This is a genomic window from Variovorax sp. UC74_104, from assembly GCF_044055375.1.
GTDB lineage: Bacteria > Pseudomonadota > Gammaproteobacteria > Burkholderiales > Burkholderiaceae_C > Variovorax.
This window is the reverse complement of sequence record NZ_CP171978.1, coordinates 3,233,445-3,260,180: the sequence shown is the minus strand read 5'-3', so window position 1 is coordinate 3,260,180 and position 26,736 is coordinate 3,233,445. Positions and strand designations below refer to the sequence as shown.

The following is a 26,736-nucleotide window of genomic DNA, read 5'->3' as shown; positions in this document are numbered from 1 at the left end:
AAGACTGTAGGACGCGTATTCGCGGTTTTCTATCCGTGGAACCCGCATCGTCGAAATGAAAAGACCCGCCGAAGCGGGTCTTGTCGATCAGGTGTAAGTCAGCATGCTTAATGCATGTGCAGGCCGCCGTTGACGGAGAAGTCAGCCCCCGTGCTGTAGCCGCCTTCATCGGTGGCCAGCCACGAGATGATGGAGGCGATTTCGCTGGGCTCGCCCAGGCGCTTGACCGGGATGGTGGCCACGATCTTGTCGAGCACTTCCTGGCGGATGGCCTTGACCATGTCGGTGCCGATGTAGCCCGGGCTCACGGTGTTGACCGTCACGCCCTTGTTGGCCAGCTCCTGCGCCAGCGCCATGGTGAAGCCGTGCATGCCGGCCTTGGCCGCCGAGTAGTTGGTCTGGCCCGCCTGGCCCTTGGCGCCGTTGACCGAGCTGATGTTGATGATGCGGCCCCAGCCCTTTTCCACCATGTCGCCCACCACCTGCTTGGTGACGTTGAACATGCTGTTGAGGTTGGTCTCGATGACCGCGCTCCAGTCCTCGGGCGTCATCTTGAGGAACATGCGGTCCCGTGTGATGCCGGCGTTGTTGACCAGCACGTCGATGGGGCCGTGCGCGGCCTTGGCGGCGGAGAAGGCTTCGACGGTGGATTGCCAGTCGCCCACATTGCCGACCGACGCGTGGAACTCGAAGCCTGCGGCTTTCTGTTCGGCCAGCCATTTGGCGTAGTCGCGCGTGGGGCCGCAACCTGCGACCACGGTGAACCCGTCCTTGTAGAGACGCTGGCAGATGGCTGTTCCGATGCCACCCATGCCCCCGGTGACATATGCAACTTTCTTGCTCATGAGATTTCCTTTGTGTAATGGCAAAAGCCTGAACGGCCGCCTTCACTCTAGCGAGTTTCAAGCCACGGGCCCTCTGAGGAAAACACTGAGCCAAGCTTGCAACCAGCTGTCACGAAGATTTGCGTCAGGCGGCCTTCGTGCTCACCCTCTATCCTCTCATCCGTGCGTGTCCGCACAGGCAAAAAACCCAAGGAGTTCCAAAGTATGAATTTCGGGATCATCGTCTTCCCCGACGTCGAGGAACTCGACTTCGTCGGCCCCTGGGAGATGCTCACCATGTGGAGCAAGCTGGCCGGCGGTCCCGAGCACTGCCTGATCGTGGCGGAGAAGCGCGAGCCGGTGGCCTGCGCCAAGGGCCTGTCGATCAACCCCCACGTCTCCTTCGCCGACTGCCCGCAGCTCGACTGCCTGCTCGTGCCCGGCGGCATGGGCACGCGCCGCGAGGTCGACAACGTCGTCATGACCCGCTTCCTCGCCGACCAGGCGCCCGGATGCACCACGCTGATGTCGGTATGCACCGGCGCCTTCGTGCTGCACGCGGCCGGCCTGCTGTCGGGCAAGACCGCCACCACCCACTGGGGATCGCTCGACCGCCTGCGCGCGCTGGGCGACGTGAAGGTGGTGGAGCAGCGCTTCGTGCAGGACGGCAACGTCTGGACCTCCGCCGGGGTATCGGCCGGTACCGACCTGATGCTGGCCTACATCGCCCACACCGCGGGCGAGGAAGCCGCCGCCAAGGTACAGCTGCAGTCCGAGTACTACCCCGCGGACACCATCTACGGCAGCACCGCGAGCCACGAGCGCGCGCCGGCCTACGTGAAGCGGCCCGGTCCGCGCTTCCAGGCCCGATGAGCGCGCCCGCCCTCCCCGAGCCGCTGCCGGTGCTCGCGGAACGTGTCGGCGAAGCGCTGCGCGCACGCGGCCAGACCGTGGCGGTGGTCGAGTCCTCGGCGGGCGGGTTGGTGTCGGCCGCCCTGCTCGCCATCGCGGGCGCCTCGGCCTATTTCAAGGGCGGCGCGGTCGTCTATTCGAGGCGCGCCGGCCGGGCATTGCTGAACCTGACCGCCGAAGACATGACCGGCCTGCGCGGCGAGACCGAACCGTACGCCCTGCTCGTCGCCGGCCGGGTGCGCGACACCCACCACGCGACCTGGGGCATCGCCGAAAGCGGCGCGGCCGGGCCTTCGCCCAGCCCGTACGGCGACGTGCCCGGGCGCGTATGCCTGGCGCTCGTCGGCCCCGTCACCGTGAGCCGCACCGTCGAGACCGGCAATGCCGACCGGCCCGCGAACATGGACCTGTTCGCGCGCCACCTGCTCGCCCTGTTCGACGAGACGCTGCGCGCACAGCCCGTCGACTGAGAAGCTCAGTCCGCCTGCACGCCAGCAGCGCGGATCACCTTGCCCCACTTGCCGACCTCCGCCGCAAGGTGCGTGCGCAGGCTCTCGGGCGTCTGCTTGTCCACCGGCACGATCTCCGAGCTGAGCTCGGCCAGGCGGCTCTTCACCATGTCGTCCTGCAGCCCCGCGCGCAGGGCAGCGTTGAGCTTCTCGATCACCGCGGGCGGCGTGCCCTTGGGCGCATAGATGCCGTGCCACACCCGCACGTCGAAGCCCTTGAGGCCTTGCTCGTCCAGCGTCGGGATGTTCGGCAGGCTCGACAGCCGCTGCGGCGTGGTCACGCCGAACACCTTCACCCGGTTGCCGTCCTTGATGACCGGCGCGGTCTGCGTGGTCTGGTCGCACAGCAGGTCGACCTGCCCGCCCATCAGGTCGTTGAGCGCCGGCCCCGCACCCTTGTAGGGCACGGTCGTCAGCTGCACTCCGATCTGGTTCATGAACAGCAGCCCGCACAGCTGCGACACCGCCCCCACGCCCGCATTGGCCAGCGTCACTTTGTCCTTGTTGGCCTTCACGTAGGCCAGCAGCTCCTGGTAGTTGCTGGCGGGAAAGTCCTTGCGCGAGAGCAGCGTCATCGGCACGTCCAGCACCTGGCCGACGTACTCGAAGTCCTTCACCGGGTCGTAGTTGAGCTTCTTGTAGAGCGCCGGCGCGGTGGCCATGCCCATGTGGTGGATCAGGATGGTGTAGCCATTGGGCGCCGCCTTGGCCACCCGCGCGGGGGCGATGGTGCCGCCCGCGCCCACGGTGTTCTCCACGATCACCGGCTGGCCCAGCGACTTGCCCATGGGAATGGCCAGCATACGCGCCACCACGTCGGTCGGGCCGCCGGCCGAGTACGGCACGACCATCGTCACCGGCTTGTCGGGCCATGCGGCCTGCGCCGATGCCGGCGCCTGCAAGGCGAGCAGGCAGGCGCCCGCCGAGGCGGCGATCAGGGTCTTGAGTTTCCAGGTCTTCTTCGTTGCTTTCACTTTCTTGTCTCCTTTGGTTGTTCTCTGGTCCGGTCGTCAGGTGTGTTCGAGTGCGAGCAGGCGCTTGGCCAGCCGCACCACCGGCGCATCGACCATGCGCCCGTCGAGGCTCACGACGCCGCCGCCGGCCGCTTGGATGGCCTCGACCACGCGGCGAGCCCACGCCAGCTCCTGCGCCGTGGGGCCGAGCCCCGCATGCACAGGCGCGACCTGGTCGGGGTGGATGCACAGCTTGGCGCCGAAGCCGCCGCGCCGGGCGCGCGCGGTGTCGGCCGCCAGCCGGGCGGCGTCTCGCCAGTCGGGCGTAACCCCGTCGATGGGCGCGGCAAGGCCGGCGCGGCGCGATGCCAGCAGCAGTGCGAGGCGCACCGGCACCAGCTCGACCTCGTCGGCATCGCAGGCCAGGCCCAGGTCGGCCTGGAAATCGAGGTTGCCGAAGGCCAGGCGCAGGACCTGCGGGCTGGTGGCGAGCTCGTCGACGGCGGTGAGGCCGGCGGCCGATTCGATCAGCGGCACCAGTACGGCCGAGGGGCCTGCCGCGGTGGCCAGCCGGGAGAGATCGGCCGCGCGTTCCGCCTTCGGCAGCACGATGCCGGCGATCAGGCCCTGCGCAGCGAGCGCTCCGACCTGCGCGCAATCGTCGTCATGCCACGGCGTGCCGGCCGCGTTGATGCGCACCAGCAGCCGTCGCCGGTCTTCGGCGGGCAGCGCGGCGAACGAAGCTGCCAGTTGCTCGCGCGCCTGCACCTTGCGCTCGGGCGCGACGGCGTCTTCCAAATCGACGATCACGCCGCCCGCCCCCGTGGCCAGCGCACGCGCATGACGCTCCGGCCGGTCGGCAGGCACGAAGAGAAAGGCGCGCGCCAGCGAAAGCGGCGGCGCGCTCACACCGCCCCCGCTTCGCGCAGCGCCGCGATGTCGGCCTCGCTACGTCCGAGGCTGCGCAGGATCGCGTCGGTGTGCTCGCCGACGGCCGGGATCGGGTCCATGCGGTAGTCGAAGGCGCTCTGGCGACCCGCCGGCAGCAACGCCGGGATGTCGCCCGCGGGCGAGCCGACCTGCCGCCAGCGCTCGCGCGCCTGCAGTTGCGGATGAGCCCAGAGGCCCGCCATGTCGTTCATGCGGGCGTTGGCGATCTGCGCGGTGTCGAGCCGCTCCAACACCTGGGTCGTGCTCAGCGCGCCGAAGGTCTCCACGATGATCGAGCGCAGCGCCTCGCGGTTCTCGTTGCGGCGCGCGTTGCTGTCGAAGCGCGGGTCGGCGGCCAGCCCCGCCTGCAGCAGCACCTTCTCGCAGAAGGTGCGCCATTCGCGCTCGTTCTGAAGGCCCAGCATCACGGTGCCGCCGTCGCCCGCGGGGAACGGGCCGTAGGGGTAGATGGTCGCGTGCGAGGCGGCGCTGCGCGGCGGCGGCGAAGCGCCGTCGTAGGCGTAGTACATCGGGTAGCCCATCCACTCGGCCAGCGCCTCGAGCATCGACACGTCGATGTGCGAACCCTTGCCGGTCTTGCCGCGCTGGAGCAGCGCCGCGAGGATGCCGGTGTACGCATACATGCCAGCGGCGATGTCGGCGATGGAGTTGCCCGACTTGCAGGGCTCCTCGGGCGTGCCCGTCACCGAGAGAAAGCCCGCCTCGCTCTGGATCAGCAGGTCGTAGGCCTTCTTGTCGCGGTACGGGCCGTCCTCGCCGTAGCCCGAGATGTCGCAGACGATGAGCCTCGGGTGCTTTTCCTGCAGCGTCTGCGCGCCCAGCCCCATGCGCGCGGCGGCGCCAGGTGCGAGGTTCTGCACCAGCACGTCAGCGTCGGCCAGCAGCTCCTGCAGCACCGCCAGCGCGGCGGGCTGCTTGAGGTCGAGCGTGAGGCTCTCCTTCGAGCGGTTCACCCACACGAAGTGCGAGGCCTCGCCGCTCACGCGGGCGTCGTAGGCGCGCGCGAAATCGCCCGCGCCGGGGCGCTCCACCTTGATGACGCGCGCGCCGAGGTCGGCGAGCTGGCGCGTGCAGAACGGCGCGGCGATGGCGTGCTCGAGCGAGATGACGGTGATGCCGTCCAGGGGTCTTGTCATTTGTCTTTTCTCTCCGGATCAGGCGAGCATGGCTGTCGCCTGCATCGTGAGCCAGCCGTCGGCGTCCTCGCCCCACAAATCGAACGTCTTTCCGTCGGCGCCCGGCTTGCCATGTACGCGGAACGGCGCGATATCGAAGGTCGGCCGCACCGCGCGGAACTCGAAGCGTACGAGCTGCGCGCCCGGCACGTTGCGGCGCAGCAGATCGACCAGCAGCGTCGCGATCAGCGGCCCGTGCACGATCAGGCCCGGATAGCCCTCGACCTGCGTGACGTACCGGCGGTCGTAGTGGATGCGGTGGCCGTTGAAGGTGAGCGCGGAGTAGCGGAAGAGCAGCACGTCGTCGGGCACGATGTCGCGGCTGAAGGCGGCGTCCTTCGGGGCGGGCGTGGGCGGCGGGCCGGCCTCGCCAGGCTGCGCTGCGGCGCGGTAGACGATGTCGTGCTCCTCGGTGAGCGCGAGGCCGCGTTCGTTGCGTACCTCGTGGCGCACCAGCACGAACACGAGTTCGCCGGTACGGCCCGCCTTGTGCGTGACCGAGACGATGCGCGAGGTGCGCTCCGCCCTGTCGCCCACCTGCAGCGGATTGCCCGGCTCCCACGCGAGCCGCCCGCCCGCCCACATGCGGCGCGGCAGCGGCACGGGCGGCAGGAAGCCGCCGCGCCTGGCATGGCCGTCCTCGCCGATCTCCGACTGGCGGTGGTGCGGCAGGAAATAGAGCCAGTGCCACAGCTCGGGCAGGCGCGTGCCGGCTGCCGGCAACGGATCGTCGCGGTCGAGCGTGGCGGAGAGAGCGCGCACGGGCGCGGCGGTGATGTCGTCGGCCAGCGTCTCGCTGCGGCCCTGCCAGGCCTGCAGCCTGGCCAGCGCTTCGCTGTCGATCGCGGGAGATGAAGTCTGTGTGTTGTCGCTCATGGGTTTCTTCGTCGTTCAGTCGACCGCGGCGCCGGAGGCCTTGACGATCCGCGCCCACTTGGCGAGGTCGTCGTGCAGCAGCGCGGAGAACTGTTCGGGGGTGGTCGGCGCTGCGATCTCCACGCCCTGCTGGTCGAGCTTGTCGCGCAGGTCCTTCGAGGCCAGCGCCTTGCGCGTGGCGTCCTGCAGCGTGGCGAGCACATCGGGCGGCACGCCGGCAGGGGCGAACAGGCCGATCCACAGCGTGCCGTTGTAGCCGGGCACGGCCTCGGCGATGGCGGGCACGTCGGGCAGCACGGGCGAGCGCTTCTCGCCGCTGACGGCCAGCGCGCGCAGCTTGCCGGCCTTGATGTGCGGCAGCGCCGAAGGCAGGCTCGCGAACACGATGGGCAGCTGCCCGCCCAGCACGTCGTTGAGAGCCGGCGCCACACCCTTGTACGGCACGTGCTGCATCGAGATGCCGGCCATGCTGTTGAGCATTTCGCCGAGCAGGTGGTTGAGCGTGCCGTTGCCGGCCGAGGCGTACTGGTAGTTCGCGCCCTTCGCCCGTGCGAGCTTCAGGAACTCGGCGAGGTTCTTCGCCGGGAACGACGGATTGACCAGCAGCACGTTGGGCACCGCGCCGATGAGGCCCACGGGTTTGAAGTCGCGCTCGGGATCGAAGCCCGGGTTCTTGTAGAGCGCCGGGTTGATCGCCTGGCTGCTGCTGATGGTCATGAGCAGCGTGTAGCCGTCCTTCGGGCCCTTGGCCACGAGTTGCGTGCCGATGTTGCCGCCCGCGCCGGGGCGGTTGTCGACCACCACGCTGGCGTTGTTCATCATCTCGCCGAGCTTCTGGCCGACGAGGCGGCCGACGATGTCGTTGGTGCCGCCGGCCGCCTGGGGCACGACGAGCGTGATAGGGCGGGAGGGATAGGTTTGCGCGAGCGCGGAGCCCGCCGCAAGCGCGAGCGGGGCTGCCAGCGACAGCAGCGCCCATGCGCGGAATTTGGTGTGTCTTGTCTCCATGGCCCGCATGGTCGGCCGCCCCACCCTCGCGCGCAATCTGCGATTTCGGAACCCAGCCTTCTGCAATGCCGAAGGCTCGCGCCATGCCGGCCCCTACCATCGCGGCATGCTCTTCGACCTCACCGACCTGCGCCTCTTCGTCGCCACGGCCGAACTCGGCAACCTCACACGGGCCGCCGAGCGCCAGCACATGTCGCTCGCCGCCGCCAGCGCGCGCATCAAGGCCCTCGAAACCCAGGCCGGGCTGCAGCTGCTGCAGCGCGAGGCTCGCGGCGTACGGCTGCTGCCGCCGGGCGAAGCCTTCCTGCACCACGCGCGCCTTGTGCTGCACCAGACGGAGCAGCTGCGAGCCGACCTGCTCGAATACGGCGGCGGCCTGCGCGGCCACCTGCGCGTGTTCGCCAACACCACGGCGGTGACCGACTTCCTGCCCGAGATCCTGCCGGGCTTCCTGGCGCGCAACCCGCGCATCAACGTCGACCTTCAGGAAAAACCGAATGCTCAGATCCCGCGCGGCGTGCTCGACGGCCGCGCCGACATCGGCATCGTCGCCGGCCGGGTCGACACGCTGGGGCTGGAGGCCATCCACTTCAGCACCGACCGGCTGGTGCTCGCCACCTCGCGCAAGCACCGCTTCGCCAAGCGCAAGAAGATTTCCTTCGCCGAGACGCTCGACGAAGACGCCATCGGCATGCAGCAAGGCAGCACGCTGCAGACCTTTCTTTCGCAGATCACCGACAACCTGGGCAAGCGGCAGAAGCTGCGCATCCAGCTCGGCAGCTTCGACGCCATGTGCCGGATGATCGGCAACGGGGTGGGCATCGGCGTGGTGCCCGAGTCGGCTGCCCGGCGCAACCAGGAAAGCATGCAGCTCGCGCTGATCGACCTCGACGACGCCTGGTGCGTGCGGGAGCGCTACCTGCTCGTGCGCGACCGCGCGGCGCTGCCGATCTACGCGCAGGCGCTGGTCGACACGCTATGCCGGCACTACGCCGAGCAGCAGGCTCCCACGTAAAGCTGAGGCGGGCACCGCAAAAACAGCAACTTGCGCGCGATTGCTGAACAACTCGCTCCGTCCCCATTTTCTGTGGGCAACTTTGGGGGTAACTCATGAGGAGCCTTGTAAAACGAATGCAAGTTATTGTTTTATAAGGGTATTCCTTAGTTTGCTCAAATTTTGGGCGGTGAACAACCTTGGCCGCCAAAACCGCCCCGCCGGGCCTTGGAACAGCCTTTCGATTGAATTTTTCACGGATTCCCGTGAACGGAAAACACCGTCAGGTCAGTCACTTGCGACGGGAATGTGGAAAAGCCGGCTTCTTCCCCATTTTCAGTGCACAACTTTGGGGATAACTCATGAGGAGCGTTGTAAAAGCAATGTAAGTCGTTGTTTTATAAAGGGAATAGTTAAACTGCCCAAATTTTGGGCGGTGAACAAGCTGCTCTGTGCGCGCTCGCCGCAGGGCGTGCGCGATCAATAAGGCGGCGCCTTGCGCGCCCTCTGCGCACGCGCCGCCTCGGTCCACCAGGCCAGGTCGTCGGCAAAGCGGCCGAAGGCGCGCTGCAGCGACTCGCCCGCCGGGCCCGTTGGCTCGCCGGCCGCATCCAGCGTCTGCGAGATCGGCCCGACGGCCAGCGTGCTCGACACCACGACCATGCCCATCTCCGACAGGATCGAATGCCACACCGTGCCCGAGCGCACGCCCGAGAAGCGCCCCGCCGAGTAGCTCGCGATGGCCGCGGGGCGCCAGAACCACTCTTCCAGGAAGTGGTCGGTGAGGTTCTTCAGGCCCGGCTGCGGGCCCCAGTTGTATTCGCCGGTGACGAAGACGAAGGCATCGGCCGAGCGGATCTTCTCTGCCAGCGCCTCCATCGCGGCGGGAGCGCTGCCCTTGGGGTACTCCTTGTACATGCGGTCGAGCATGGGCAGGTCGACCTGCTTCGCGTCGATCAACTCCGCGTCGTCGCCGCGCTCGCGCAGGCCGGCGACGATGAAGTCGGCCAGGCGCACGCCCATGCGGTCGGAGCGGTAGGAGCCGTAGAAGACCAGGATCTTGTCGCTCATCGTCGTTGCTCCGGCTGTGTGGGTGGCGGGGTGCTGCGCCTCGCTCAGGTCGGCGCCTGCAGCTTGTCCTGGGTGCGCGTGTCGAAGTCGGCCGCGTCGTGGCGCTCGTGCAGCTGGCTTGTCGGCTGGCCCCAGGTGCGGTTGACCATGCGGCCGCGCTGCACGGCCGGGCGCTGGGCGATCTCGTCGGTCCAGCGCAGCACGTTCTTGTATTCGCCCACCTGCAGGAACTCACCCGCCTCGTAGAGCTGCCCCTTGGCCAGCGTGCCGTACCAGGGCCAGACGGCCATGTCGGCGATGGTGTATTCGTCGCCCGCGAGGTAGCGGCTTTCGGCCAGGCGGCGGTCGAGCACGTCGAGCTGGCGCTTGGTTTCCATCGCGAAGCGGTCGATGGCGTATTCGATCTTCGTGGGTGCGTAGGCATAGAAATGGCCGAAACCGCCGCCCAGGTACGGCGCGCTGCCCATCTGCCAGAACAGCCACGACAGGCACTCGGCCCGTGCCGCCCGCTCGGTCGGCAGGAAGGCATTGCCGAACTTCTCGGCCAGGTATTGCAGGATCGAGCCCGACTCGAACACGCGGATCGGCTTGTCGCCGCTGCGGTCCATCAGCGCGGGAATCTTCGAATTCGGGTTCACCGCCACGAAGCCGCTGCCGAACTGGTCGCCGTCGTTGATGCGGATCAGCCAGGCGTCGTACTCGGCGCCCGCGTGGCCCAGTGCCAGCAGTTCCTCGAGCATCACCGTCACTTTCACGCCGTTGGGCGTGGCGAGCGAATAGAGTTGCAGCGGATGCTTTCCGACCGGCAGTTCCTTCTCGTGCGTAGCACCCGAGATCGGGCGGTTGATGTTCGCGAAGCGGCCGCCGCTCTCCTTGTTCCATGACCAGACGGTGGGCGGCGTGTAGGCTGTCGTGCCATTCATGCGATGAGTTCCTGGAGTTGAACCGACGATGATCATTCTCTACGACTGCGCCACCGCCCCCAGCCCGCGGCGCGCGCGCATCCTGCTTGCCGAGAAGGGCATTTCGCACGAGACCGTGCAGGTCGACCTAGTCCGTGGTGAGCAGATGGGCGAGGCCTACCGCGCGATCAATCCGCAGTGCACCGTGCCTGCCTTGCGCACCGACGAGGAAGACGGCCTGCTGCTAACCGACAACGCCGCCATCGCGGCCTGGGCGGAGGCGCGCTATCCGCAGCCGCCGCTGATGGGCGTCACGCCGCGCGAAAAAGCCGAGATCGCCAGCTGGAACTGGCGCATCGAATTCGAAGGATTGCTCGCCATCGCCGAGACGCTGCGCAACAGTTCGCCGGCGATGGCCGACCGCGCGCTGCCCGGCCCGGTCAACTACGCGCAGATTCCCGAGCTCGCCCAGCGCGGGCTCGCACGGATCCAGCATTTCTTCGACACGCTGAACGAGCGTCTGGCCGGCCGCGACTTCATCGCCACCGACCGCTTCAGCATTGCCGACATCACCGCCGTGGTGGCGGTGGATTTCGCCCGCGTGGTGCGGGTCAAGCCCGGGGAGCAGCACCCCGAGCTGCTGCGCTGGCGCGCGGCGATGGCGCAGCGGCCGTCGATGGCGATGGCACGCTGAGCCGGCGACAACGGCGCACCGGACGCCGTCATCGGAGCGAAGGAACGCCGCTCAGCGTTCGATGGTGAGCGCCACGCCCATGCCCCCGCCGATGCACAGCGAGGCAATGCCCTTCTTGGCGTTCTGGCGCTGCATCTCATGCAGCAGCGTCACCAGAATGCGGCAGCCCGATGCGCCGATGGGGTGGCCGATGGCGATGGCGCCGCCGTTGACGTTCACCTTGTTGATGTCCCAGCCCATTTCCTTGTTCACCGCACAGGCCTGCGCGGCGAAGGCTTCGTTGATCTCGAGCAGGTCGAGGTCGGCGGCCTTCCAGCCGGCACGCTGCAGCGCCTTGGTCGATGCGGGCACGGGGCCCATGCCCATGATGGCGGGGTCGAGGCCTGCGGTGGCGTAGCTGGCGATGCGGCCCAGCGGCTTCAGGCCCAGGGCTGCGGCCTTCTTGGCGGTCATGACCATCACGGCGGCGGCGCCGTCGTTCAGGCCCGAGGCATTGCCCGCGGTCACGCCGCCGGCCTTGTCGAAGGCGGGGCGCAGGCCGGCCAGGCCTTCGGCGCTGGTCTTGCGGTTGATGAACTCGTCGGTGTTGAAGACGACCGGGTCGCCCTTCTTCTGCGGAATGCTCACGCCGACGATCTCGTCCTTGAACTTGCCGGCGTCCTGCGCGGCGGCCGCCTTGGTCTGGCTGCCCAGCGCCAGTTCGTCCTGCGCGGAACGGTCGATGCCGTACTTCTTGGCGACGTTCTCGGCGGTGATGCCCATGTGGTACTGGTTGTAGACGTCCCACAGGCCGTCGACGATCATGGTGTCGACCATCTTCCAGTCGCCCATGCGCTGGCCGTTGCGCGAGTTGGGCAGCACGTGCGGCGCGGCGCTCATGTTCTCCTGGCCGCCGGCAATGACGATCTCGCTGTCGCCAGTGGCCACGGCCTGGGCCGCCAGCATCACGGCCTTCAGGCCCGAGCCGCACACGGCGTTGATGGTCAGCGCCGGGGTTTCCTTGGCGCCGCCGCTCTTCAGCCATGCCTGGCGCGCGGGATTCTGGCCCGCGCCGGCCGCCAGCACCTGGCCCATGATGGCCTCGCCGACCTGCTCTGCCGTGAGGTTGGCGCGCGCAATCACTTCCTTGATCACGATCGCACCCAGCTCCGTGGCCGGAATGCCGGCGAGCGAGCCGCCGAACTTGCCGACTGCCGTGCGGGCTGCCGAAACGATGACGATGTCTTCCATGAGGTTCTCCGTTGAAGTGATTTGAAACTCTGCTGCTACGGTCTTGCCGCCGTGCCGTACTCCGCCAAGCTTATGCCTTTGCCTTGACGTAGCGCCCCGGTGCCGGCTCGATGGCCTTGTAGGCCCTGCCGTTGCCGTACGCCTTGGGAGCGGGGATCTGCTTGCCCGCGTGCCCCTTGAGCCATTGTGCCCAGTCGGTCCACCAGCTGCCCGGGTGTTCCTGCGCGCCGGCCAGCCATTCGGTCTGGGTCTTGGGAAACTTGCCGTCCTCGCGGATCCAGTGGCTGCGCTTCTTCTTGGCGGGCGGGTTGATCACGCCGGCGATGTGGCCCGACGCTCCCATCACGAAGCGCTTCTTGCCAGGCAGCAGCTGCGTGGAGGCGTAGGCGCCGCCGATGGGCACGATGTGGTCCTCGCGCGAGCCGTAGATGTAGGCCGGGATGTCGATGCGCCCGAGGTCGATCTTCTCGCCGCACACGGTGAGCGCATTCGGCTTGGCCAGCTTGTTCTCGTGGTACGTGTTGCGCAGGTACCAGGCGTAGAACGGGCCCGGCAGGTTGGTGGCGTCGCTGTTCCAGTACAGCAGGTCGAAGGGCGGCGGGGTCTCGCCCTTGAGGTAATTGCCGACCACGTAGTTCCACACCAGGTCGTTGGGCCGCAGGAAGCTGAAGGTCGAGGCCAAGTCGCCGCCGGGCAGCAGGCCGCCCTTGCCCAACTGCATCTCGCGGTACTGCACCATCTGCTCGTCCACGAAGATGTCGAGGATGCCGGTGTCGCTGAAGTCGAGAAAAGTGGTCAGCAGCGTGACCGAGGCAGCCGGCTTCTCGCCGCGCGCCGCGAGTACGGCCAGCGCGGTGCTCAGGATGGTGCCGCCCACGCAGAAGCCCAGCGTGTTGATCTGCTTGCTTCCGCTGATCTCCTGCACCGTGTGGATCGCCTTGATGGCGGCGTTCTCGATGTAGTCGTCCCAGGTGGCCTTGCCCATCGACTCGTCGGGGTTGCGCCAGCTCACCACGAACACGCGGTGGCCCTGCTCGTTCGCATAGCGGATCAGCGAGTTCTCGGGCTGCAGGTCGAGGATGTAGAACTTGTTGATGCAGGGAGGCACCAGCAGGAAGGGCCGCTCGTACACCTTGGGCGTGAGCGGCTTGTATTCGAGCAGCTGGAAGAACTCGTTCTCGAACACCACGGCGCCCTCGGTGGTGGCCACGTTGCGTCCCACTTCGAAGGCGCTCTCGTCGGTCATGCTGAGGTGTCCCTGCTTCACGTCGTGCAGCAGGTTCTGGATGCCCTTGGCGATGCTCTCGCCCTGCGTGTCGATGGCCTTCTTCTGCGCCTCCGCATTGAAGGCCAGCGAATTGCTGGGCGCCGAGGCGGCCATCCATTGCTCGACGGCGAAGCGCAGGCGCGCCTTGGTTTTTTCGTCGGCCTCGATGGCCTCGGCCATGCTCAGCATGGTGCGGCCGTTGAGCAGGTACACGGCCGCGGAGAAGGCCGACAGGGGATTGTGGCCCCAGGCGTCTCCAGCGAAGCGCTTGTCGCCCTCGGGCTTGGCGTCGAAGCCTTGTCGCCAGAGCTCGGTGGCCTCGGCGAGGTATTGCTGCTGGATGGACTGGAGTTTTTCGGGATCGATGGAGAAACGGGGCAGCTCGGGCATCTTCATGCCCTGCGGCAGCTCCCATAGGGGCGTGCCGCCGACGTTGAAGGCCGAAGCCCCTTGCGCGGCGGACTGCTGGAACGACTCCAGCGCCTTGCTCCACCCTTCCGAAAGTGCCTGCTGGAAGGGCGCGAACGCATCGGCCCCCGCTGCTTGTTGCTTCATCATGTCTCCTGGTCCTCGCCTGAAACGGTACGGATGGCTTGCGTGTTTTGAGTATGCTGCATTCAAAGGGCGCTCACAACGCTACCCCCACCACTTACCAGCTGAAACTTTCCGTGTTTGTCCATCTGATCGTCATCGGTTGGTTGTATGTCGCCTTGATGATGGCCGTGGCCGAGGCCACCAACACCACCGGCACCGTGCTGGGCGCCATCTTCACATTTCTTTTGTACGGTTTGGCGCCGGTCGCACTGGTGGTTTACCTGATGGGCACTCCCGCGCGGCGGCGCGCCATCAGGCAGCGTGAACTCGAGGCGCAGGAAGCCGCGCGGCGAGCAGCCGCCGAAGAAGCACGGCAGCCGACCGGAACGACGGGGTCAGACCTTCCAGACCAGGGCGGCGAAGCGCCCGCTGATGCCGTCGCGCCGGTGAGAAAAGAACCGTGACGGGTTGCCGACGGTGCACCACGGGTCGCTGCCGTCGTTGCCATGGATCGACTCCACGCCCGCCGCGCGCAGCCGCTGGCGTGCCAGCCCGGGCAGGTCGGCGAGCCATTTGCCGGGAGCAGGCGCGGGCCGGAAGCAGGATGCCGCCTCGGGCGCATGCGCCTCGAAGGCAGCCTTGACCTCCGACCCCACCTCGAAAGCCTTCGGACCGATGCACGGCCCCAGCCAGGCGATGACTCCTGAAGCGCGATCGAACGACCTCGCCGTCTGCTCCAGCACACCGCCGGCCAGCCCGCGCCAACCCGCATGCGCCGCCGCCACGCGATGCCCGGCTTCGTCGGTGAAGAGCACCGGCAGGCAATCGGCCACCATGATCGTGCAGGCCACGCCTGCCGTGGTCGCGGTACAGCCGTCCGCAGCCGTGCCGTCGTTCACGGCGCTAGAGGCGGCATCGAGCTCGACCACGCCCGTGCCGTGCACCTGCTGCAGAAAGACCGGACGAGCCCCGATGGCAGCGCGCAAACGGTTGCGGTTCTCCGCCACGTGCGTGGGCTCGTCGCCCACGTGGTCGCCGAGGTTCAGGCTCTCGTAGCGCCCTTGCGAGACGCCGCCCTCGCGCGTGGTGCACACGGCCCGCACGTTCGGCGGCGCAGGCCACTCGGGCACGAGCCAGCTTGCATCCATCGGCTTCAGGCTTCCGCGTCGGGGGCCCGCGAGGGCTGCGCGCGCTGGAAGGCCTCGTGCTCCATGCAGGCGTCGAAGGCAGCCATGGTGCGCGGCAGGCCGCTGAAGTCGCAGTCGAAGCGGCGGCCGTTGAAGATCTGCGGCACCAGGCAGCAGTCGGCCAGCGTCGGCGTGTCGCCCCAGCAGTAGGTGCCGGCGGGGTATTGCGCGAGCTGGCGCTCGAAGGCCATCAGACCGTCGCGCACCCAGTGGCGGTACCAGGCGTTCTTGGCTTCCTCGTCGAGCTTCAGGTCCTTCACGAGGTACTTGAGCACGCGCAGGTTGTTCAGCGGATGGATCTCGCAGGCAATCGACTGCGCCAGCGCGCGCACGTGGGCGCGGGCCACCGGGTCGCGCGGCAGCAGCGCGGGCTCGGGATGCGTTTCGTCGAGGTACTCGATGATGGCCATGGACTGCGAGAAGCGCTCGCCGCCGTCTTCGAGCAGCGGCACCAGCCTGTCGGCGGAGATGGCGGCGTAGGGGCCGGTGCGGTGATCGCCGCGCGCGATGTGCACCGGGATGTATTCGAAATCGAGGCCCTTCAGGTTGAGGGCGATGCGCACGCGGAACGAGGCGGAGGAGCGGAAATAGTTGTGCAGCTTCATGATCCGGCAAGCATAGCGCTCCCTCCGAAACGCAGCGTCAGGAGCGGGCTATAGCCGCCAGCACGCAGCGCAAGCCCAGCAGCGCGGCCTTCGGCGAGGTGGCGGCGACGGCCTCGCGCCACTCGCCGAGGATGCGGCGCGCGGCCTCTTCCTCGCGGGCGGCGATGCCGATGCGCCATGGCCCCAGGGTGCCGGGCTCCTCGCCCTCGCCGTGGTTGTGCCGGCCCTCGCCGTAGGGGCGCCCCTCGGAGCAGGCGCGGCAGAGCATCTGCATGCTGGTGGTCCAGTTCTCGGCGCTGGCGTCGGCGGCCTCGAAGCGCGTCACCAGCGCGTCGATGTCTTCCCTGGTCGCATCCTCGACGGTGACTTCGTAGGTCGAATAGTCCGAAGGCGCAATGAGCTCCAGCGCGTCGAACACCGGCACCTCGCGCTCGCCCCGCAGGCGGTAGCCGTTGGCCGCGCCGTCGTGCAGCACGAGGTCGCCGTAGCGGTGGCCGCAGTCGGGCGTGGGCACGTTGCGCAGGATGGCGCGCGCCGGGTCGATGCGGTCGGCCCAGACAACCTCGCTGGCTTCGAGTCCATGCACGCGGATGGGCGTGAGCCCGATGAAGAGATCGACCGGCCCCTCGCCCTCGGGCACCGCGATGCCGTACTGCCGCCAGGCGCTGCGTGCCGCGGCCCAGTCGCCCAGGGCGGTGGCCGCGATGCCCAGGTTCCAGATCGCGCCTTCGTTGCGCGGGTCGCACTGCACGGCACGGGCGTTGGCCTGCAGCGAGGCGGCCCACTCGCCGCGGTACTTGTGGATGAGGCCGATGTTGTACCAGGGGGCCGACCAGTTCGGCAGCACGGCGCCGGCCTGCGCATAGGCTTGCAGCGCACCGTCCTGGTCGCCTTCCTCGTCGAGCCGGCGGCCTAGTTCGTTGAGCGCGTTGGCCTTGCCGGCCTTGCCGAATCGGATGGGCATGGTGGGAAATGAGGGGAATGGAGAAGAAATACGCCGCGCGGGCCGTCTATTGTGGGCCTCCCGCCTCTGGCACACTGCCGGTTTCCCGCTTGGCTTCCCTGAAAAAAGGACACGTCTCCATGGCTTCCGAGTTCGTCTTCGCCCCGCCCGCCGCCGTTTCGGTGCCGGTGGCCGGCCAGTCAGCCCGCTTTCCGGTGCACCGCATCTACTGCGTGGGCCGCAATTACGAAGATCACGCCAAGGAAATGGGTTTCACCGGCCGCGAACCGCCCTTCTTCTTCATGAAGCCCGCCGACGCGCTGGTGGTGGTCGATGCTGGCCAGACCGGCACCATGGCCTACCCCTCGCTCACCAAGAACCTGCACCACGAGATCGAGCTCGTGGTCGCCATTGGCACCGGCGGCAAGAACATCGCCGCGGCCGACGCCCACAAGCACATCTACGGCTACGCGGTCGGCCTCGACATGACGCGCCGCGACCTGCAGAACGACATGAAGAAGCAGGGCCGCCCCTGGGACATCGGCAAGGGCTTCGAGCAGAGCGCGCCCATCGGCCCCATCGTGCCCGTGGCGCAGGCCGGCGACGCCGAGAAGGCCGAGATCTCGCTGCAGGTCAACGGCACCGACCGCCAGCGCAGCAACGTGAGCAAGCTGATCTGGAACGTGGCCGAGACCATCGAGCACCTGTCGGCGGCCTGGGAGCTGCAGCCCGGCGACCTGATCTACACCGGTACGCCCGAGGGCGTGGCGGCCGTGGTGGCCGGCGACACGCTCGTGGGCGAGGTCGCGGGCCTGCCCAAGCTGACCGTCAAGGTCGTCTGAAGGACGGCGGTCGGTTTCATGCTCCTGCGCGTACCCATCAAGCATTGCAAGAACTGCGGCACCGCGGTGGTCTACCGCGTGCCGGACGACGGCGACACCAAGCAGCGCGCCGTCTGCCCGGCCTGCCACACCATCCACTACGAGAACCCGCTGAACGTGGTCGGCACCATCCCCGTGCTGGGCGACAAGGTGCTGCTGTGCAAGCGCAACATCGAGCCGCGCTGGGGCAAGTGGACGCTGCCGGCCGGCTTCATGGAGCTCGAAGAGACCACCGCCCAGGGCGCGGCCCGCGAGACCGACGAGGAGGCCGGCGCGAACTTCGAGCTCGAGGGCCTGTTCTCGGTGATCAGCGTGGTGCGCGTGGGACAGGTGCACCTGTTCTACCGCGCGCGCCTGCTCGACGACAAGTTCGACCCGGGCCACGAGACCATCGAGGCGCGGCTCTTCACCGAGGAAGAGATTCCCTGGGAAGAGATCGCCTTCCGCACGGTGCGCGAAACGCTCGAGCACTACTTCGCCGACCGGCGGCGCGGCAGCTTCGACCGCGTGCACGAACTCAGCATCGTCTGACCAGATCCATGAACAAGAAACTTCGCGCCACCCTCCTGTGCGGCGCCAGCCTCGGCTTCGCATTCGCGGCAGCGGCGGCCAGGGCGGAAACCGTGGGCGACGTCGACACCGCCTTCAAGCTCATCGGCCCCGACCACAAGATCGTGATCGAGGCCTACGACGACCCCAAGGTCAACGGCGTGACCTGCTACGTCTCGCGCGCCAAGACCGGCGGGCTGGCCGGCGCGTTCGGCGTGGCCGAGGACAAGGCCGAAGCCTCCATCGCCTGCCGCCAGGTCGGCCCGGTGAGCATCACGCAGCCGCTGCCCAAGCGCGAAGAGGTCTACAGCGAGCGGCTGTCGGTGCTCTTCAAGCGCCTGCGGGTGGTGCGCATGGTGGACGCCAAGCGCAACACGCTGGTCTACCTGACCTACTCCGACCTGCTGATCGACGGCTCGCCCAAGAACAGCGTGACGGCGGTGCCCATCGACCGCGGCACGCCGATCCCGCTCAAGTAGCCGGCGGCCAATGTCCTCTTCACAGCCGGTTGCTCTTTCGCGCAGCGCCGGCGCGGCGGTTTGCTAGCATCGCCCGCTTGGCGCGCCCCGGGGCGCGCCGGTTTGCAGGAACCCTCCGCAACGAACCCGTTCGAACAGAGCCCATGCACCTTCAGACTTTAGTTTTACGCACCGGCGCCATGGCGCTGCTCGCCGCGGGCCTCGCGGCCTGCTCCACGGTCGACCTCAACAAGCCCTGGCCGGAGCCCCCGGCGGCCAGACCGCCGGTTCAGCAGCGTCCGGCGGCATTGTTCATCCGCCCCGCGAACGGCCCGACCATTGCCCGCTTCGACGGCGACCGCGTCAAGGGCATCGACATCGCCGGCAACCTCGGCGACCCGGTCGTCGCCTCGGCCGACGGCCGCGTGGTGTACGTGGGCGGCGAACTGCCGGCCTACGGCAACATGGTCATCGTGAAGCACAACGAGACCTTCCTCACGGCCTATGCGCACGTGCAGACCATCCTCGTGAAGGAGAACGCCGTCGTCCGCCAGGGCGACAGGATCGCCGAGATGGGCCGCAGCAACGCCGACCGCGTGAAGCTGCGCTTCGAGATCCGCAAGAACGGCAGCCCGGTCGATCCCGAGCCGTATCTCAGCGGCCGGCTGATGCAGTAGCGGCTGGCGGCCACGCTCGCCGCCAATAAAAAAGCCCCCTTTTCGGGGGCTTTTGGCTTTCTGGGGAGCGCTGAATACCGTGCCCTTCGCCCGCGTCACGGCAGCACGGCGTTGGTGTCGCGCAGCACGATCTCGCGCCAGCTGCTGTCGTAGGTGCTGACGAACATGTCGCGGAAGGACACCGAGCCCTGCGCCGGCAGGTTGAAGCTCTTCGATGCCGTGCCCGTGGCCGACGGCGCCACGTCGGCCCGGTCTTCCGCGCCGGCCGACGAGCCGGCGATCAGTTTCAGGAAGAACTGCGCCGCGAAGGCGGGGTCCAGCCCGGTCGCGCTGATCGAGAAGTCGCTGCCGCCAACGTAGGAGGCCAGGGCCGGCGTGGTCGTGTAGTCCGGGTAGCTGACTGCGGCGGCTTCCGCCAGCGTCAGAGGGCGGCCATGGAAGCGGTGCTTGTAGACGATGTCGAAGCCGCTGATCTTGGCCACCGTCGTGCCGTCGCTCTCGTAGGCGGTGAAGGTGTACTCGGGCGTGGCGGGGAGCGCCGCGATCGCGCTGTCGCTCAGGCCTGCGTTCTGCCGGCCGTTGCAGTTCGTCGTCAGGTAGTAGTAGTTGAAGTTCGGGCTGCCATCGATGGGCCATGCGCCGCCGCCCGACGGACGCGAGTGGCGCAGGCCGCCCGGGGGCAGCCCCGGCCCGGTGACGACCACCGACGCCACGGTGGCGCTGTTGGCGGTGTTCATGTCCTGGATCTCGAACTGCAGCGAGCTGCTTACGCAACCCGTCGCCTTCTCCTTGGTGGCGTGGACGTGCGGGTTGATGTCCAGCACGCGCCCGTCGCCGCGCAGGCGCCATGCGCCGTCGGTGCCCTTCACGATCTGCATGCCCTGCGTGTTGCTGAAGGCGATGCCGTTCTTGTCCTTGTGGGTGAATTCGACGAAGGCGCGCGGGCTCGTGTTGTTCGCGTCGATGGTGTAGTTGATGCGCCGGATCACCACGTCGGTGAAGCTGGCGCCGATGAGGCTGGTGTCGGTCGCCGTCTCGTTGGCGAACTGCGAGGCCGAGAGGTCGGAGAACCTGAAGCCGTAGGTGCCGGTGACGGGATTGGTGCCGTCGGTCATCAGCGACAGCAGCTGCGACGGCGCAGGCAGCCCGGTAGCGAACTTGCCCACGAAGTCCGAGAGCACCTTGCGGATGGCCACGACGTCGTCGGCCGCCGTGTCCATGCCGGAGCCGCTCATCGGCGTGGCGGCGGGCTCGGCCGCTGCCTTCACGGCCAGGTCGTCGGCAATCTGCTGCTGGGTGACGATGTTGGTGATGGTCGCCACGTTGGTGGCCGGGTCGACGCTCACGCGCAGCACGTCGAGCGCCTTGTCCAGCGCGCTGGACAGCGGCGTGAAAGCAGTGCGCAGCAGGTCGATGCTGGCGTCCACGCCCATCGCCTGCAGCACCGGCAGCAGCTTGGCCTTCAGCGCGTCGCTCTCGGCCTTGAGCTCTTCGGCCGAGAGCGAGGCGAACTCGCCGCCGTCGAAATACTGCGAGGCCAGCCGGCCGGCGATGTTGGCCACCACCAGGTCGGTCAGCGGCGTGATGTTGATGTTGCCGTTGACGTCGGCCGCGGTGGCGGCCGAATGGATCACCGTGCGCTCGCCAGCCACCGTGCCCTCGGCGCGGAAGACGAAGGGCGCGGTCATGCCGCTCACGTCGACTGTGTACTTGCCGTCGACCAGCGGCACGGTCTTGCTCGCGCCCTTGGCGTCCTTGACGGTGACGGTACCCACCAGCGGCAGGCCCGAGGCCGCCGTGCCCGAAAACGTAACAGGCGCCGCCGGTTGGTCGCTCGCGGGCGGGTTGCTGGCCGGCGGGTTGCTCGCGGGCGGGTTGCCGGAGGCAGGGAAGCCGGCAAAACCACCGCCGCCGCCGCCCCCACCCCCGCCACAGGCGCCGAGCGAGATCAGCAGCGCCACGGCGCACGCGCAGCGCGTCGTCTTGAAGAAGGACTGGCCGGAGGCCGCGGAGGTCGGGAAGTTTGTTTTCATGGATGGTCTTGTCTAGTGAAGGAGCAAACAAAAGAATCAACTCGTAACACGAGCGGTGCGATTCTTCTGGAGCCCCCTCCTGCCGACCATCCTCTGTTTTGAGGATGCGGGCTGCGCCCGCCTGGGGCCTGTTCGCACTATTTCCGGGGTCGCGAAGGGCAGCCAGGGCGGGCCAATCAAGGCGCGGGACGACGCGTGTGCATGCGCACACGCTAGGAGCGCAACGCCGAGTGGCGCGCCCTGGCTGCCCTTCCCGCAGGGTTGGCGTGCACCACCGGGCCGGCTGCGAGGCGCCCCTTCGAGCGCCAACGCGACCCCGGAAATAGTGTGAACAGGCCCTAAAGCAGGCTCTCGGGTACCAGCGGTGCGAGCAATTCCAGCTTCCACCTCGACCAGAAGTCCGTTTCGGGCTCCCGGTGCAGGATGGTGTCGGCCGCGTCGCCCGAGGCCGGGCTCACCCACTCGATGGCGCCCGTCGGGCCCAGCTGGAGCTGGTAGGCGCCGTCCAGTCGTATGAAGCCGATCAGGCTGGTGAGCTGCTGCGCGATCTGCGGGCTGAAGATGAAGATGCCGACCTCGGTGTTGTGCAGCATCGAGCGCGGGTCGAAGTTCATCGAGCCGATGAAGACGATCTTGCGGTCGATCACCGCCGACTTGCCGTGCAGCCGGCCGCTGGCCGAGCCGTACATGCCGAAGCGCTTCGTCTGCTCCACCCGCTTGGGGCTCAGCTCGTAAAGCTCCACGCCCAGGCGCAGCATCTGCGAGCGATAGCGGCGGTAGCCGATGTGCACCAGCGACTCGTCGGTGGCCGCCAGCGAATTGGTGACGATGGTGTAGCTCACGCCGTTGCCGCGCACGAGGCGGATGGTTTCCATGCCGCCGCGCCCCGGGATCAGGTAAGGCGTGGTCTGCATGATCTCGTTCTCGGCGCCGCGCAGGTAGCGCCGCACGTTGTAGAGCACGCTGTCCTTCGACTCGTCGGCCGGAAGGCCGCGCGCCTCGTCGGTCTGGCCCAGCGCCTTGGCGGGCGGATCGGCGTATGCCTCGGCGCGCGCCCATACCAGCTTCAGCTCGCCTGCGGCAAGATCCCTGGCCAGTGGGTTGTTGCCCAGCAGGTCGGTGGAGCCGGGCTCCTCGGGATGCAGCTCTTCAGGCCCGGTGGTGAGGCGGTCGAAGCGCTCGCGCAGCTGCCGGGGCGTCTCGCCGGTGGGCGGCACCAGCGACTCGATGGGGTAGACGTACTGGCTGTTCCAGTACATGTCGAACAGCGACGACAGCCTGGGCACCACCTCGCCGGCCACCAGCGTGTCGATGTCGATGAAGTTCGAGCCCCCGTCGCGCAGGAAGTACTCGTTGGCCATGTTGCGCCCGCCCATCACGCCGATGGTGTTGTCCACCACGTAGAGCTTGTTGTGCATGCGGCGGTGCACGCGGTCGAAGTCCAGGATCGACCATGCCCAGCGCGTGCCCAGGCGGTCGCGCCCGGCGGGAAAGGGGTTGAAGAGCCGCACCTCCACGTTGGGGTGCGACGCGAAGCTGGTGAACAGCGGGTCGGCGCCGGCGGTGTAGAGGTCGTCCACCAGCAGCCGCACGCGCACGCCCCGGTCGGCCGCGTCGCGCAGGGCGCGCAGCAGGTAGCGGCCGGTCTCGTCGTTCTGCACGAGGTAGTACTGCACGTCGATGGAGCGCTGTGCCCGGCGCGCGAGCTCGATGCGCGCGTGCAGCGAGAACTGCGGCATCGGCAGCAGCCGGAACCCGCTCAGCGGCTCGCCGGGCGGCGCCGCCGCCTTCACCAGGCGGCCGAGCGTGGTGTCGGGGCCATCGGCAATGGCGGTCGAGGGCTTGCGCTGCACTTCCGTCGGCAGGCCGGCGCAGCCCGCCATGAAAAGCGCCGCGATGCCGAGCAGCAGCCACGCCAGCCATCGGACATGCGGTTTGTCGGCTGTCCGGCGGCGGGAATTCGGCATGGATGGCGGCGCGTGGTTTGGGGTCGTGGGTCGGGCGTGGCCCGGGGAAAGGCCTGGAAAAGGCTCGCGGTTTCTACCACGAGCCCGGCGCATGTGCTGCGCCGCCGCACGAGATTCAAGACCCGGTCAGGCGCGGCGCGACGGCGCCCATTGCCTGACGAAATGATCGGCCCGCAGCGTGGCCCGTTCGACCGCCGCGTCCCACGACAGCTGCTGGGTGATGACGAGCGCACAGCGCGGAATGCCGCTGAAGCTCAGTTCGGCGATGCCGGCATAGGTGCCGCTGGGCGTACGCATGAGCTCGATCCAGCCCGTCCAGCCTTCCGGAACGCTGAGAGCGAGTCGAGCACCGTCCATGATGGATTCACCGTCACCCATTGAATGCGTATTTTTTGGAATTTAAACCCTAAGAACTACTCTTGGCCAGAGGGGTGACGAGGGTAAAGGCTGGGGAGCCAGAGGGCATCACGCGAACATGGGAGGCCCGGGCCCACCGCCGCCGGACGAGCCCGCGAGGCGGCTTTGGCTTTTGGGCAAGATCGGGGTGCATGAACAGGATGACGACGAACTCCAGGAACACGGGCAGCCGCGGCCGGCCCGCGGCGGCAACCACCCTCGCCCTGTTCGACGACCCGCCCCGCGCGGCGCGCGAGCCGCTGGGCACGGCCGCCTTCGTGCTGCCCGGCTTCGCACTGCCTTTCGTCGACGAGCTGCTGTCCGCCATCCGTGCCGTGGAAGCGCAGGCGCCGTTCCGCCACCTGGTCACGCCCGGCGGCTTCACCATGTCGGTCGCGCTCACCAACTGCGGCGCGCTCGGCTGGACCAGCGACCGGCGCGGCTACCGCTACAGCGCCACCGATCCCGACAGCGGCAGGCCCTGGCCCGCCATGCCCGAAGCGCTTTCCCGGCTGGCGCGCGAAGCGGCTTCGGCGGCCGGCTTCGACGGCTTCGCGCCCGACGCCTGCCTGGTCAACCGCTACGCACCCGGCGCGCGGCTGTCGCTGCACCAGGACAAGGACGAGCGCGACTACGGCGCGCCCATCGTCTCGGTGTCGCTGGGCATGCCGGCCGTGTTCCTGTTCGGCGGCCATGCGCGCGCCGACAAGGCCGCGCGGGTGCCGCTGGCGCACGGCGACGCGGTGGTCTGGGGCGGCGAGGACCGGCTGCGCTACCACGGCGTGCTGCCGCTGAAGGACGAGCCGCATCCGCTGCTGGGCCCCGTGCGCATCAACCTCACGTTCCGCAAGGCGGGCTGACACGCATGCAGGCCATCGACGAAGAGAAGACTGAGAAGAAGAGCACGAAGGGCACGAAAGGCACGAGCCCCGGCGCCGCCGTGCGCCAGCTCTATGCGGCGCTGTGGCACTTCGCGGCCGGCGCGCGTGCGCAGCTGCTGTCGGCCACCGCGCTACTCGCGGCCTCGCAGCTGATCCGCCTCGCGCTGCCCTACCTCGCGGGCCAGGCCATCAACGCCCTGCAGCGCGGCGAGCTCGGCACGGCCGGCCGCTGGATCGCGGCGCTGGCCGGCGTGTACGTGGGCGCCTGGGCGCTGCACGGGCCGGGCCGCATCCTCGAGCGCAACGTGGGCGTGAAGGTGCGCGAGGCGCTGGCCGACCAGCTGTATGCGCGCATCGCCGCCGCGCCGCTGGCCTGGCACGAGGGGCACCACTCGGGCGAGCTGCAGCACCGCGTGCACCAGGCCAGCCGCGCGCTGTCGGATTTCGCGCAGAACCAGTTCATCTGGCTCACCAACGTCGTCAACTTCGTCGGGCCGCTGGTGGCACTGGCGCTGCTGTCGCGCACCAGCGGCATGACCGCGCTCGCGGGCTATGTGCTGATCGGCCTGGTCATCGTGCGCATCGACCGCGCGCTCATGAAGCTCGCGCGCGCCGAGAACGACGCCGACCGCCGCTACGTGGCCGCCCTGCTCGACTTCCTGGGCAACGCCTCGACCGTGATCGGCCTGCGCCTGCAGGGTGCCTCGCGCCTGCTGCTGCGCCGCCGCATGGCCGCCATTTCGCTGCCGCTGAAGCGCGCCGTGGTGCTGAACGAGGGCAAGTGGTTCGCGGTCGACCTGATGGGGCTGGCGCTGACCTGGGGGCTGGTGGTGATCTACGTGTGGCAGGCCCGCGCGCCGCGGCAGGTCGTGATGCTGGGCGCCGTGTTCATGATCCACCAGTACGCGCAGCAGGCCGCCGGCGTGGTCACCTCGGTGGCCGCCAACTTCAGCTTCTTCGCGCGCATGCACACCGACTACGGCAGCGCCGGGCCGATCTGGCAGGCGCCCTCGGACAAGGAGGCGCTGGCCACGCCGCCCGGGCAGGTGCCGGCGCACGAGCGGGTAGAGGCCGACGCGAGCTGGCGGCAGCTGCACATCGAGGCGCTGCAATGGCGCTACGCACCGCGCGGCGCGCCGGTCGACGAAGCCGGCATCGCCGAGCCCACCGTGCGCAGCGGCCTGCATGACGTGGCACTGACGCTGCGGCGCGGCCAACGCATCGCCCTCGTCGGCCCGAGCGGCGGCGGCAAGAGCACGCTACTGCGCGTGCTGGCCGGGCTCTACGCACCCGGCAGCGGCACGCTGCTGCTCGACGGCCAGCCCGCCGACTGGGCGCGGCTGCGCCGGCTGGCCACGCTGATCCCGCAGGAAACGGAACTCTTCGAAGCCAGCGTGCGCGAGAACCTCGCCTTCGGGCAGCCGCACGACGACGCGCTGCTGCATGCCGCGCTGCACACCAGCACTTTCGACGAAGTGCTGAAGGCGACCGGCGGCGACCTGGACACCGCCGTTTCGGAGCGCGGCTTCAATCTTTCAGGCGGCCAGCGCCAGCGGCTGTGCCTCGCGCGCGGCGTGCTCACCGCACAGGGCAGCTCGCTGCTGCTGCTCGACGAGCCGACCAGCGCGCTCGACGCCAACACCGAGGCGCGCGTGCTGGAGCGCATCGCCGGCGCGTTCCCCGATGCCTGCCTGATCGCGTCGGTGCACCGGCTGAGCCTGCTCGAGCGTTTCGACACGGTGGTGCTGATGGAGGCCGGCCATGTGCTCGACCACGGGCCGTTCGAAGAGGTGCTGGCGCGGCAGCCATTGCTGCGGCACATGACGGCGGGCAGCGCCCCTGCTCAAGCCGCGCAACAGGAAGCGGAAACCTGAGGAAGCGGAAACCTGAAGCCGGCCCGCTCAGGCCTGCCCCTAGGCTCCTTCCGTTCTGTCGTGCACCCATCGCATGGCCTGCTGCTCCGCATGGCGCAGCGCCTCGGCCTCGGTGCCGTAGGAGGCGTTGTCGGTGTCGGCGGGCAGTTCGATGTCGTCCTCGCCCGCCGAGGGCGTGCGGCAGATCACGACGGGCCTGTAGGTCTGGTCGTCGAGCCGCTCGGCGCGGCACAGGAACAGCCGGCCGCGATAGCTGAACGTGACGAGGCGTTCGTCGAATGCGGGCGGTGTGGTTTCCATGGCATGGGTCCTTTGCTTGCTTGTTTTCCAAAAGAGGCCGCGATACGCAGCCCCAACGTCGTTCCGGGCCTACAGACAGAACCCG

At 68.4% G+C, this 26,736-nt stretch carries 28 protein-coding genes; 11 read left to right on the top strand and 17 right to left on the bottom strand.

Annotated elements, in window-relative coordinates; genetic code table 11:
• Positions 1-107 precede the first annotated feature (107 nt).
• A complete protein-coding gene (gene phbB / locus ACHMXA_RS15205) occupies positions 108-845 on the bottom strand; it encodes an acetoacetyl-CoA reductase (protein WP_093201910.1) in 738 nt (245 codons plus the stop codon).
• Between the two features lie 204 nt (positions 846-1,049).
• Between phbB and ACHMXA_RS15200 the strand changes: the two genes are divergently transcribed.
• Positions 1,050-1,697, top strand: a complete 648-nt coding sequence (locus ACHMXA_RS15200; protein WP_176667486.1) for a DJ-1/PfpI family protein — start codon at positions 1,050-1,052, stop codon at positions 1,695-1,697.
• Positions 1,694-2,206, top strand: a complete 513-nt coding sequence (locus tag ACHMXA_RS15195; protein WP_176667485.1) for a CinA family protein — start codon at positions 1,694-1,696, stop codon at positions 2,204-2,206. Before ACHMXA_RS15200 ends, ACHMXA_RS15195 begins: the two co-directional genes overlap by 4 nt.
• Before the next feature lie 5 nt (positions 2,207-2,211).
• On the opposite strand, the gene ACHMXA_RS15190 is transcribed toward ACHMXA_RS15195, so the two are convergent.
• The 5 genes from ACHMXA_RS15190 to ACHMXA_RS15170 are packed head-to-tail and all read right to left on the bottom strand — an operon-like array spanning position 2,212 to position 7,208.
• Complete coding sequence (locus ACHMXA_RS15190) at positions 2,212-3,219, bottom strand: tripartite tricarboxylate transporter substrate binding protein BugD (protein ID WP_176667484.1); 1,008 nt, start codon at positions 3,217-3,219, stop codon at positions 2,212-2,214.
• A 36-nt stretch (positions 3,220-3,255) separates the two neighbouring features.
• Positions 3,256-4,107 carry a CoA ester lyase gene (locus tag ACHMXA_RS15185; protein WP_176667483.1) on the bottom strand — a complete coding sequence of 284 codons (852 nt, stop codon included), beginning with the start codon at positions 4,105-4,107 and terminating at the stop codon, positions 3,256-3,258.
• Positions 4,104-5,285, bottom strand: a complete 1,182-nt coding sequence (locus ACHMXA_RS15180) for a CaiB/BaiF CoA-transferase family protein (RefSeq protein ID WP_176667482.1) — start codon at positions 5,283-5,285, stop codon at positions 4,104-4,106. Before ACHMXA_RS15180 ends, ACHMXA_RS15185 begins: the two co-directional genes overlap by 4 nt.
• A gap of 18 nt (positions 5,286-5,303) precedes the next feature.
• The gene (locus tag ACHMXA_RS15175) at positions 5,304-6,200 is read right to left on the bottom strand and encodes a MaoC family dehydratase N-terminal domain-containing protein (RefSeq protein WP_176667481.1); all 897 of its coding nucleotides are present in this window, start codon (positions 6,198-6,200) and stop codon (positions 5,304-5,306) included.
• 15 nt (positions 6,201-6,215) lie between these two features.
• Positions 6,216-7,208, bottom strand: coding sequence for a tripartite tricarboxylate transporter substrate binding protein (locus ACHMXA_RS15170; RefSeq protein WP_176667480.1), 993 nt, complete (start codon positions 7,206-7,208; stop codon positions 6,216-6,218).
• A 106-nt stretch (positions 7,209-7,314) separates the two neighbouring features.
• On the opposite strand from ACHMXA_RS15170, the gene ACHMXA_RS15165 reads away from it, so the two are divergent.
• Positions 7,315-8,223, top strand: coding sequence for a LysR family transcriptional regulator (locus tag ACHMXA_RS15165; protein WP_176667479.1), 909 nt, complete (start codon positions 7,315-7,317; stop codon positions 8,221-8,223).
• A 459-nt stretch (positions 8,224-8,682) separates the two neighbouring features.
• Here ACHMXA_RS15165 and ACHMXA_RS15160 read toward each other — a convergent pair whose 3' ends face one another.
• The gene (locus tag ACHMXA_RS15160; RefSeq protein ID WP_176667478.1) at positions 8,683-9,273 is read right to left on the bottom strand and encodes an NADPH-dependent FMN reductase; all 591 of its coding nucleotides are present in this window, start codon (positions 9,271-9,273) and stop codon (positions 8,683-8,685) included.
• A gap of 44 nt (positions 9,274-9,317) precedes the next feature.
• Entirely contained in the window at positions 9,318-10,196 is an 879-nt protein-coding gene (yghU, locus tag ACHMXA_RS15155; RefSeq protein ID WP_176667477.1) for a glutathione-dependent disulfide-bond oxidoreductase, read from the bottom strand.
• A 28-nt stretch (positions 10,197-10,224) separates the two neighbouring features.
• Between yghU and ACHMXA_RS15150 the strand changes: the two genes are divergently transcribed.
• A complete protein-coding gene (locus ACHMXA_RS15150; RefSeq protein WP_176667476.1) occupies positions 10,225-10,869 on the top strand; it encodes a glutathione S-transferase family protein in 645 nt (214 codons plus the stop codon).
• 51 nt (positions 10,870-10,920) lie between these two features.
• Here ACHMXA_RS15150 and ACHMXA_RS15145 read toward each other — a convergent pair whose 3' ends face one another.
• Both ACHMXA_RS15145 and phaC read right to left on the bottom strand, forming a co-directional pair.
• Positions 10,921-12,099, bottom strand: coding sequence for an acetyl-CoA C-acetyltransferase (locus ACHMXA_RS15145; RefSeq protein WP_176667475.1), 1,179 nt, complete (start codon positions 12,097-12,099; stop codon positions 10,921-10,923).
• A gap of 70 nt (positions 12,100-12,169) precedes the next feature.
• A complete protein-coding gene (gene phaC / locus ACHMXA_RS15140; protein ID WP_176667474.1) occupies positions 12,170-13,921 on the bottom strand; it encodes a class I poly(R)-hydroxyalkanoic acid synthase in 1,752 nt (583 codons plus the stop codon).
• 53 nt (positions 13,922-13,974) lie between these two features.
• Between phaC and ACHMXA_RS15135 the strand changes: the two genes are divergently transcribed.
• On the top strand, positions 13,975-14,364 hold the full coding sequence (locus ACHMXA_RS15135) for a hypothetical protein (protein ID WP_176667610.1): 390 nt from the start codon (positions 13,975-13,977) through the stop codon (positions 14,362-14,364).
• Here ACHMXA_RS15135 and pgeF read toward each other — a convergent pair.
• From pgeF to ACHMXA_RS15120, 3 genes are read right to left on the bottom strand one after another with little or no spacing between them, the layout of a single operon-like run.
• Positions 14,296-15,048: a peptidoglycan editing factor PgeF gene (gene pgeF, locus ACHMXA_RS15130; RefSeq protein ID WP_176667473.1), complete on the bottom strand. Its 753-nt coding sequence runs from the start codon at positions 15,046-15,048 to the stop codon at positions 14,296-14,298. The genes ACHMXA_RS15135 and pgeF overlap by 69 nt on opposite strands.
• Before the next feature lie 5 nt (positions 15,049-15,053).
• A complete protein-coding gene (gene maiA, locus ACHMXA_RS15125; RefSeq protein ID WP_176667472.1) occupies positions 15,054-15,692 on the bottom strand; it encodes a maleylacetoacetate isomerase in 639 nt (212 codons plus the stop codon).
• A gap of 37 nt (positions 15,693-15,729) precedes the next feature.
• Positions 15,730-16,656: a tetratricopeptide repeat protein gene (locus tag ACHMXA_RS15120; RefSeq protein ID WP_176667471.1), complete on the bottom strand. Its 927-nt coding sequence runs from the start codon at positions 16,654-16,656 to the stop codon at positions 15,730-15,732.
• Between the two features lie 119 nt (positions 16,657-16,775).
• Here ACHMXA_RS15120 and ACHMXA_RS15115 point away from each other — a divergent pair, with 119 nt between their 5' ends.
• From ACHMXA_RS15115 to ACHMXA_RS15100, 4 genes are all read left to right on the top strand, one after another.
• Positions 16,776-17,477 (top strand): fumarylacetoacetate hydrolase family protein, encoded by a 702-nt coding sequence (locus tag ACHMXA_RS15115; RefSeq protein WP_176667470.1) that lies wholly within the window; start codon positions 16,776-16,778, stop codon positions 17,475-17,477.
• Between the two features lie 18 nt (positions 17,478-17,495).
• Positions 17,496-18,047, top strand: a complete 552-nt coding sequence (locus ACHMXA_RS15110; RefSeq protein WP_176667469.1) for an NUDIX hydrolase — start codon at positions 17,496-17,498, stop codon at positions 18,045-18,047.
• An 8-nt stretch (positions 18,048-18,055) separates the two neighbouring features.
• Complete coding sequence (locus tag ACHMXA_RS15105) at positions 18,056-18,544, top strand: CreA family protein (RefSeq protein ID WP_176667468.1); 489 nt, start codon at positions 18,056-18,058, stop codon at positions 18,542-18,544.
• Positions 18,545-18,723: 179 nt separating this feature from the next.
• Entirely contained in the window at positions 18,724-19,200 is a 477-nt protein-coding gene (locus ACHMXA_RS15100; protein WP_371132253.1) for a murein hydrolase activator EnvC, read from the top strand.
• A 95-nt stretch (positions 19,201-19,295) separates the two neighbouring features.
• Here the strand turns inward: ACHMXA_RS15100 and ACHMXA_RS15095 are convergent, their stop codons facing one another.
• The 3 genes from ACHMXA_RS15095 to ACHMXA_RS15085 form a co-directional block, all read right to left on the bottom strand.
• Positions 19,296-21,233 carry a hypothetical protein gene (locus ACHMXA_RS15095; protein WP_395315729.1) on the bottom strand — a complete coding sequence of 646 codons (1,938 nt, stop codon included), beginning with the start codon at positions 21,231-21,233 and terminating at the stop codon, positions 19,296-19,298.
• A gap of 338 nt (positions 21,234-21,571) precedes the next feature.
• A complete protein-coding gene (locus tag ACHMXA_RS15090) occupies positions 21,572-23,200 on the bottom strand; it encodes a phospholipase D family protein (protein ID WP_395315728.1) in 1,629 nt (542 codons plus the stop codon).
• A gap of 126 nt (positions 23,201-23,326) precedes the next feature.
• Positions 23,327-23,557: a hypothetical protein gene (locus ACHMXA_RS15085; protein WP_256099158.1), complete on the bottom strand. Its 231-nt coding sequence runs from the start codon at positions 23,555-23,557 to the stop codon at positions 23,327-23,329.
• A 200-nt stretch (positions 23,558-23,757) separates the two neighbouring features.
• On the opposite strand from ACHMXA_RS15085, the gene alkB reads away from it, so the two are divergent.
• Both alkB and ACHMXA_RS15075 read left to right on the top strand, forming a co-directional pair.
• Complete coding sequence (gene alkB, locus ACHMXA_RS15080) at positions 23,758-24,456, top strand: DNA oxidative demethylase AlkB (protein ID WP_395315727.1); 699 nt, start codon at positions 23,758-23,760, stop codon at positions 24,454-24,456.
• Positions 24,457-24,461: 5 nt separating this feature from the next.
• Positions 24,462-26,351 (top strand): ABC transporter ATP-binding protein, encoded by a 1,890-nt coding sequence (locus ACHMXA_RS15075; RefSeq protein ID WP_395315726.1) that lies wholly within the window; start codon positions 24,462-24,464, stop codon positions 26,349-26,351.
• Between the two features lie 39 nt (positions 26,352-26,390).
• On the opposite strand, the gene ACHMXA_RS15070 is transcribed toward ACHMXA_RS15075, so the two are convergent.
• The gene (locus ACHMXA_RS15070) at positions 26,391-26,651 is read right to left on the bottom strand and encodes a hypothetical protein (protein ID WP_395315725.1); all 261 of its coding nucleotides are present in this window, start codon (positions 26,649-26,651) and stop codon (positions 26,391-26,393) included.
• Positions 26,652-26,736 lie beyond the last annotated feature (85 nt).

Coding starts and splice junctions, on each gene's coding strand:
- phbB (WP_093201910.1), bottom strand. CDS start 845: ATGAGCAAGAAAGTTGCATATGTCACCGGGGGCATGGGTGGCATCGGA.
- ACHMXA_RS15200 (WP_176667486.1), top strand. CDS start 1,050: ATGAATTTCGGGATCATCGTCTTCCCCGACGTCGAGGAACTCGACTTC.
- ACHMXA_RS15195 (WP_176667485.1), top strand. CDS start 1,694: ATGAGCGCGCCCGCCCTCCCCGAGCCGCTGCCGGTGCTCGCGGAACGT.
- ACHMXA_RS15180 (WP_176667482.1), bottom strand. CDS start 5,285: ATGACAAGACCCCTGGACGGCATCACCGTCATCTCGCTCGAGCACGCC.
- ACHMXA_RS15175 (WP_176667481.1), bottom strand. CDS start 6,200: ATGAGCGACAACACACAGACTTCATCTCCCGCGATCGACAGCGAAGCG.
- ACHMXA_RS15170 (WP_176667480.1), bottom strand. CDS start 7,208: ATGGAGACAAGACACACCAAATTCCGCGCATGGGCGCTGCTGTCGCTG.
- ACHMXA_RS15165 (WP_176667479.1), top strand. CDS start 7,315: ATGCTCTTCGACCTCACCGACCTGCGCCTCTTCGTCGCCACGGCCGAA.
- ACHMXA_RS15160 (WP_176667478.1), bottom strand. CDS start 9,273: ATGAGCGACAAGATCCTGGTCTTCTACGGCTCCTACCGCTCCGACCGC.
- yghU (WP_176667477.1), bottom strand. CDS start 10,196: ATGAATGGCACGACAGCCTACACGCCGCCCACCGTCTGGTCATGGAAC.
- ACHMXA_RS15150 (WP_176667476.1), top strand. CDS start 10,225: ATGATCATTCTCTACGACTGCGCCACCGCCCCCAGCCCGCGGCGCGCG.
- ACHMXA_RS15145 (WP_176667475.1), bottom strand. CDS start 12,099: ATGGAAGACATCGTCATCGTTTCGGCAGCCCGCACGGCAGTCGGCAAG.
- phaC (WP_176667474.1), bottom strand. CDS start 13,921: ATGAAGCAACAAGCAGCGGGGGCCGATGCGTTCGCGCCCTTCCAGCAG.
- ACHMXA_RS15135 (WP_176667610.1), top strand. CDS start 13,975: ATGCTGCATTCAAAGGGCGCTCACAACGCTACCCCCACCACTTACCAG.
- pgeF (WP_176667473.1), bottom strand. CDS start 15,048: ATGGATGCAAGCTGGCTCGTGCCCGAGTGGCCTGCGCCGCCGAACGTG.
- maiA (WP_176667472.1), bottom strand. CDS start 15,692: ATGAAGCTGCACAACTATTTCCGCTCCTCCGCCTCGTTCCGCGTGCGC.
- ACHMXA_RS15120 (WP_176667471.1), bottom strand. CDS start 16,656: ATGCCCATCCGATTCGGCAAGGCCGGCAAGGCCAACGCGCTCAACGAA.
- ACHMXA_RS15115 (WP_176667470.1), top strand. CDS start 16,776: ATGGCTTCCGAGTTCGTCTTCGCCCCGCCCGCCGCCGTTTCGGTGCCG.
- ACHMXA_RS15110 (WP_176667469.1), top strand. CDS start 17,496: ATGCTCCTGCGCGTACCCATCAAGCATTGCAAGAACTGCGGCACCGCG.
- ACHMXA_RS15105 (WP_176667468.1), top strand. CDS start 18,056: ATGAACAAGAAACTTCGCGCCACCCTCCTGTGCGGCGCCAGCCTCGGC.
- ACHMXA_RS15100 (WP_371132253.1), top strand. CDS start 18,724: ATGGCGCTGCTCGCCGCGGGCCTCGCGGCCTGCTCCACGGTCGACCTC.
- ACHMXA_RS15095 (WP_395315729.1), bottom strand. CDS start 21,233: ATGAAAACAAACTTCCCGACCTCCGCGGCCTCCGGCCAGTCCTTCTTC.
- ACHMXA_RS15090 (WP_395315728.1), bottom strand. CDS start 23,200: ATGCCGAATTCCCGCCGCCGGACAGCCGACAAACCGCATGTCCGATGG.
- ACHMXA_RS15085 (WP_256099158.1), bottom strand. CDS start 23,557: ATGGACGGTGCTCGACTCGCTCTCAGCGTTCCGGAAGGCTGGACGGGC.
- alkB (WP_395315727.1), top strand. CDS start 23,758: ATGACGACGAACTCCAGGAACACGGGCAGCCGCGGCCGGCCCGCGGCG.
- ACHMXA_RS15075 (WP_395315726.1), top strand. CDS start 24,462: ATGCAGGCCATCGACGAAGAGAAGACTGAGAAGAAGAGCACGAAGGGC.
- ACHMXA_RS15070 (WP_395315725.1), bottom strand. CDS start 26,651: ATGGAAACCACACCGCCCGCATTCGACGAACGCCTCGTCACGTTCAGC.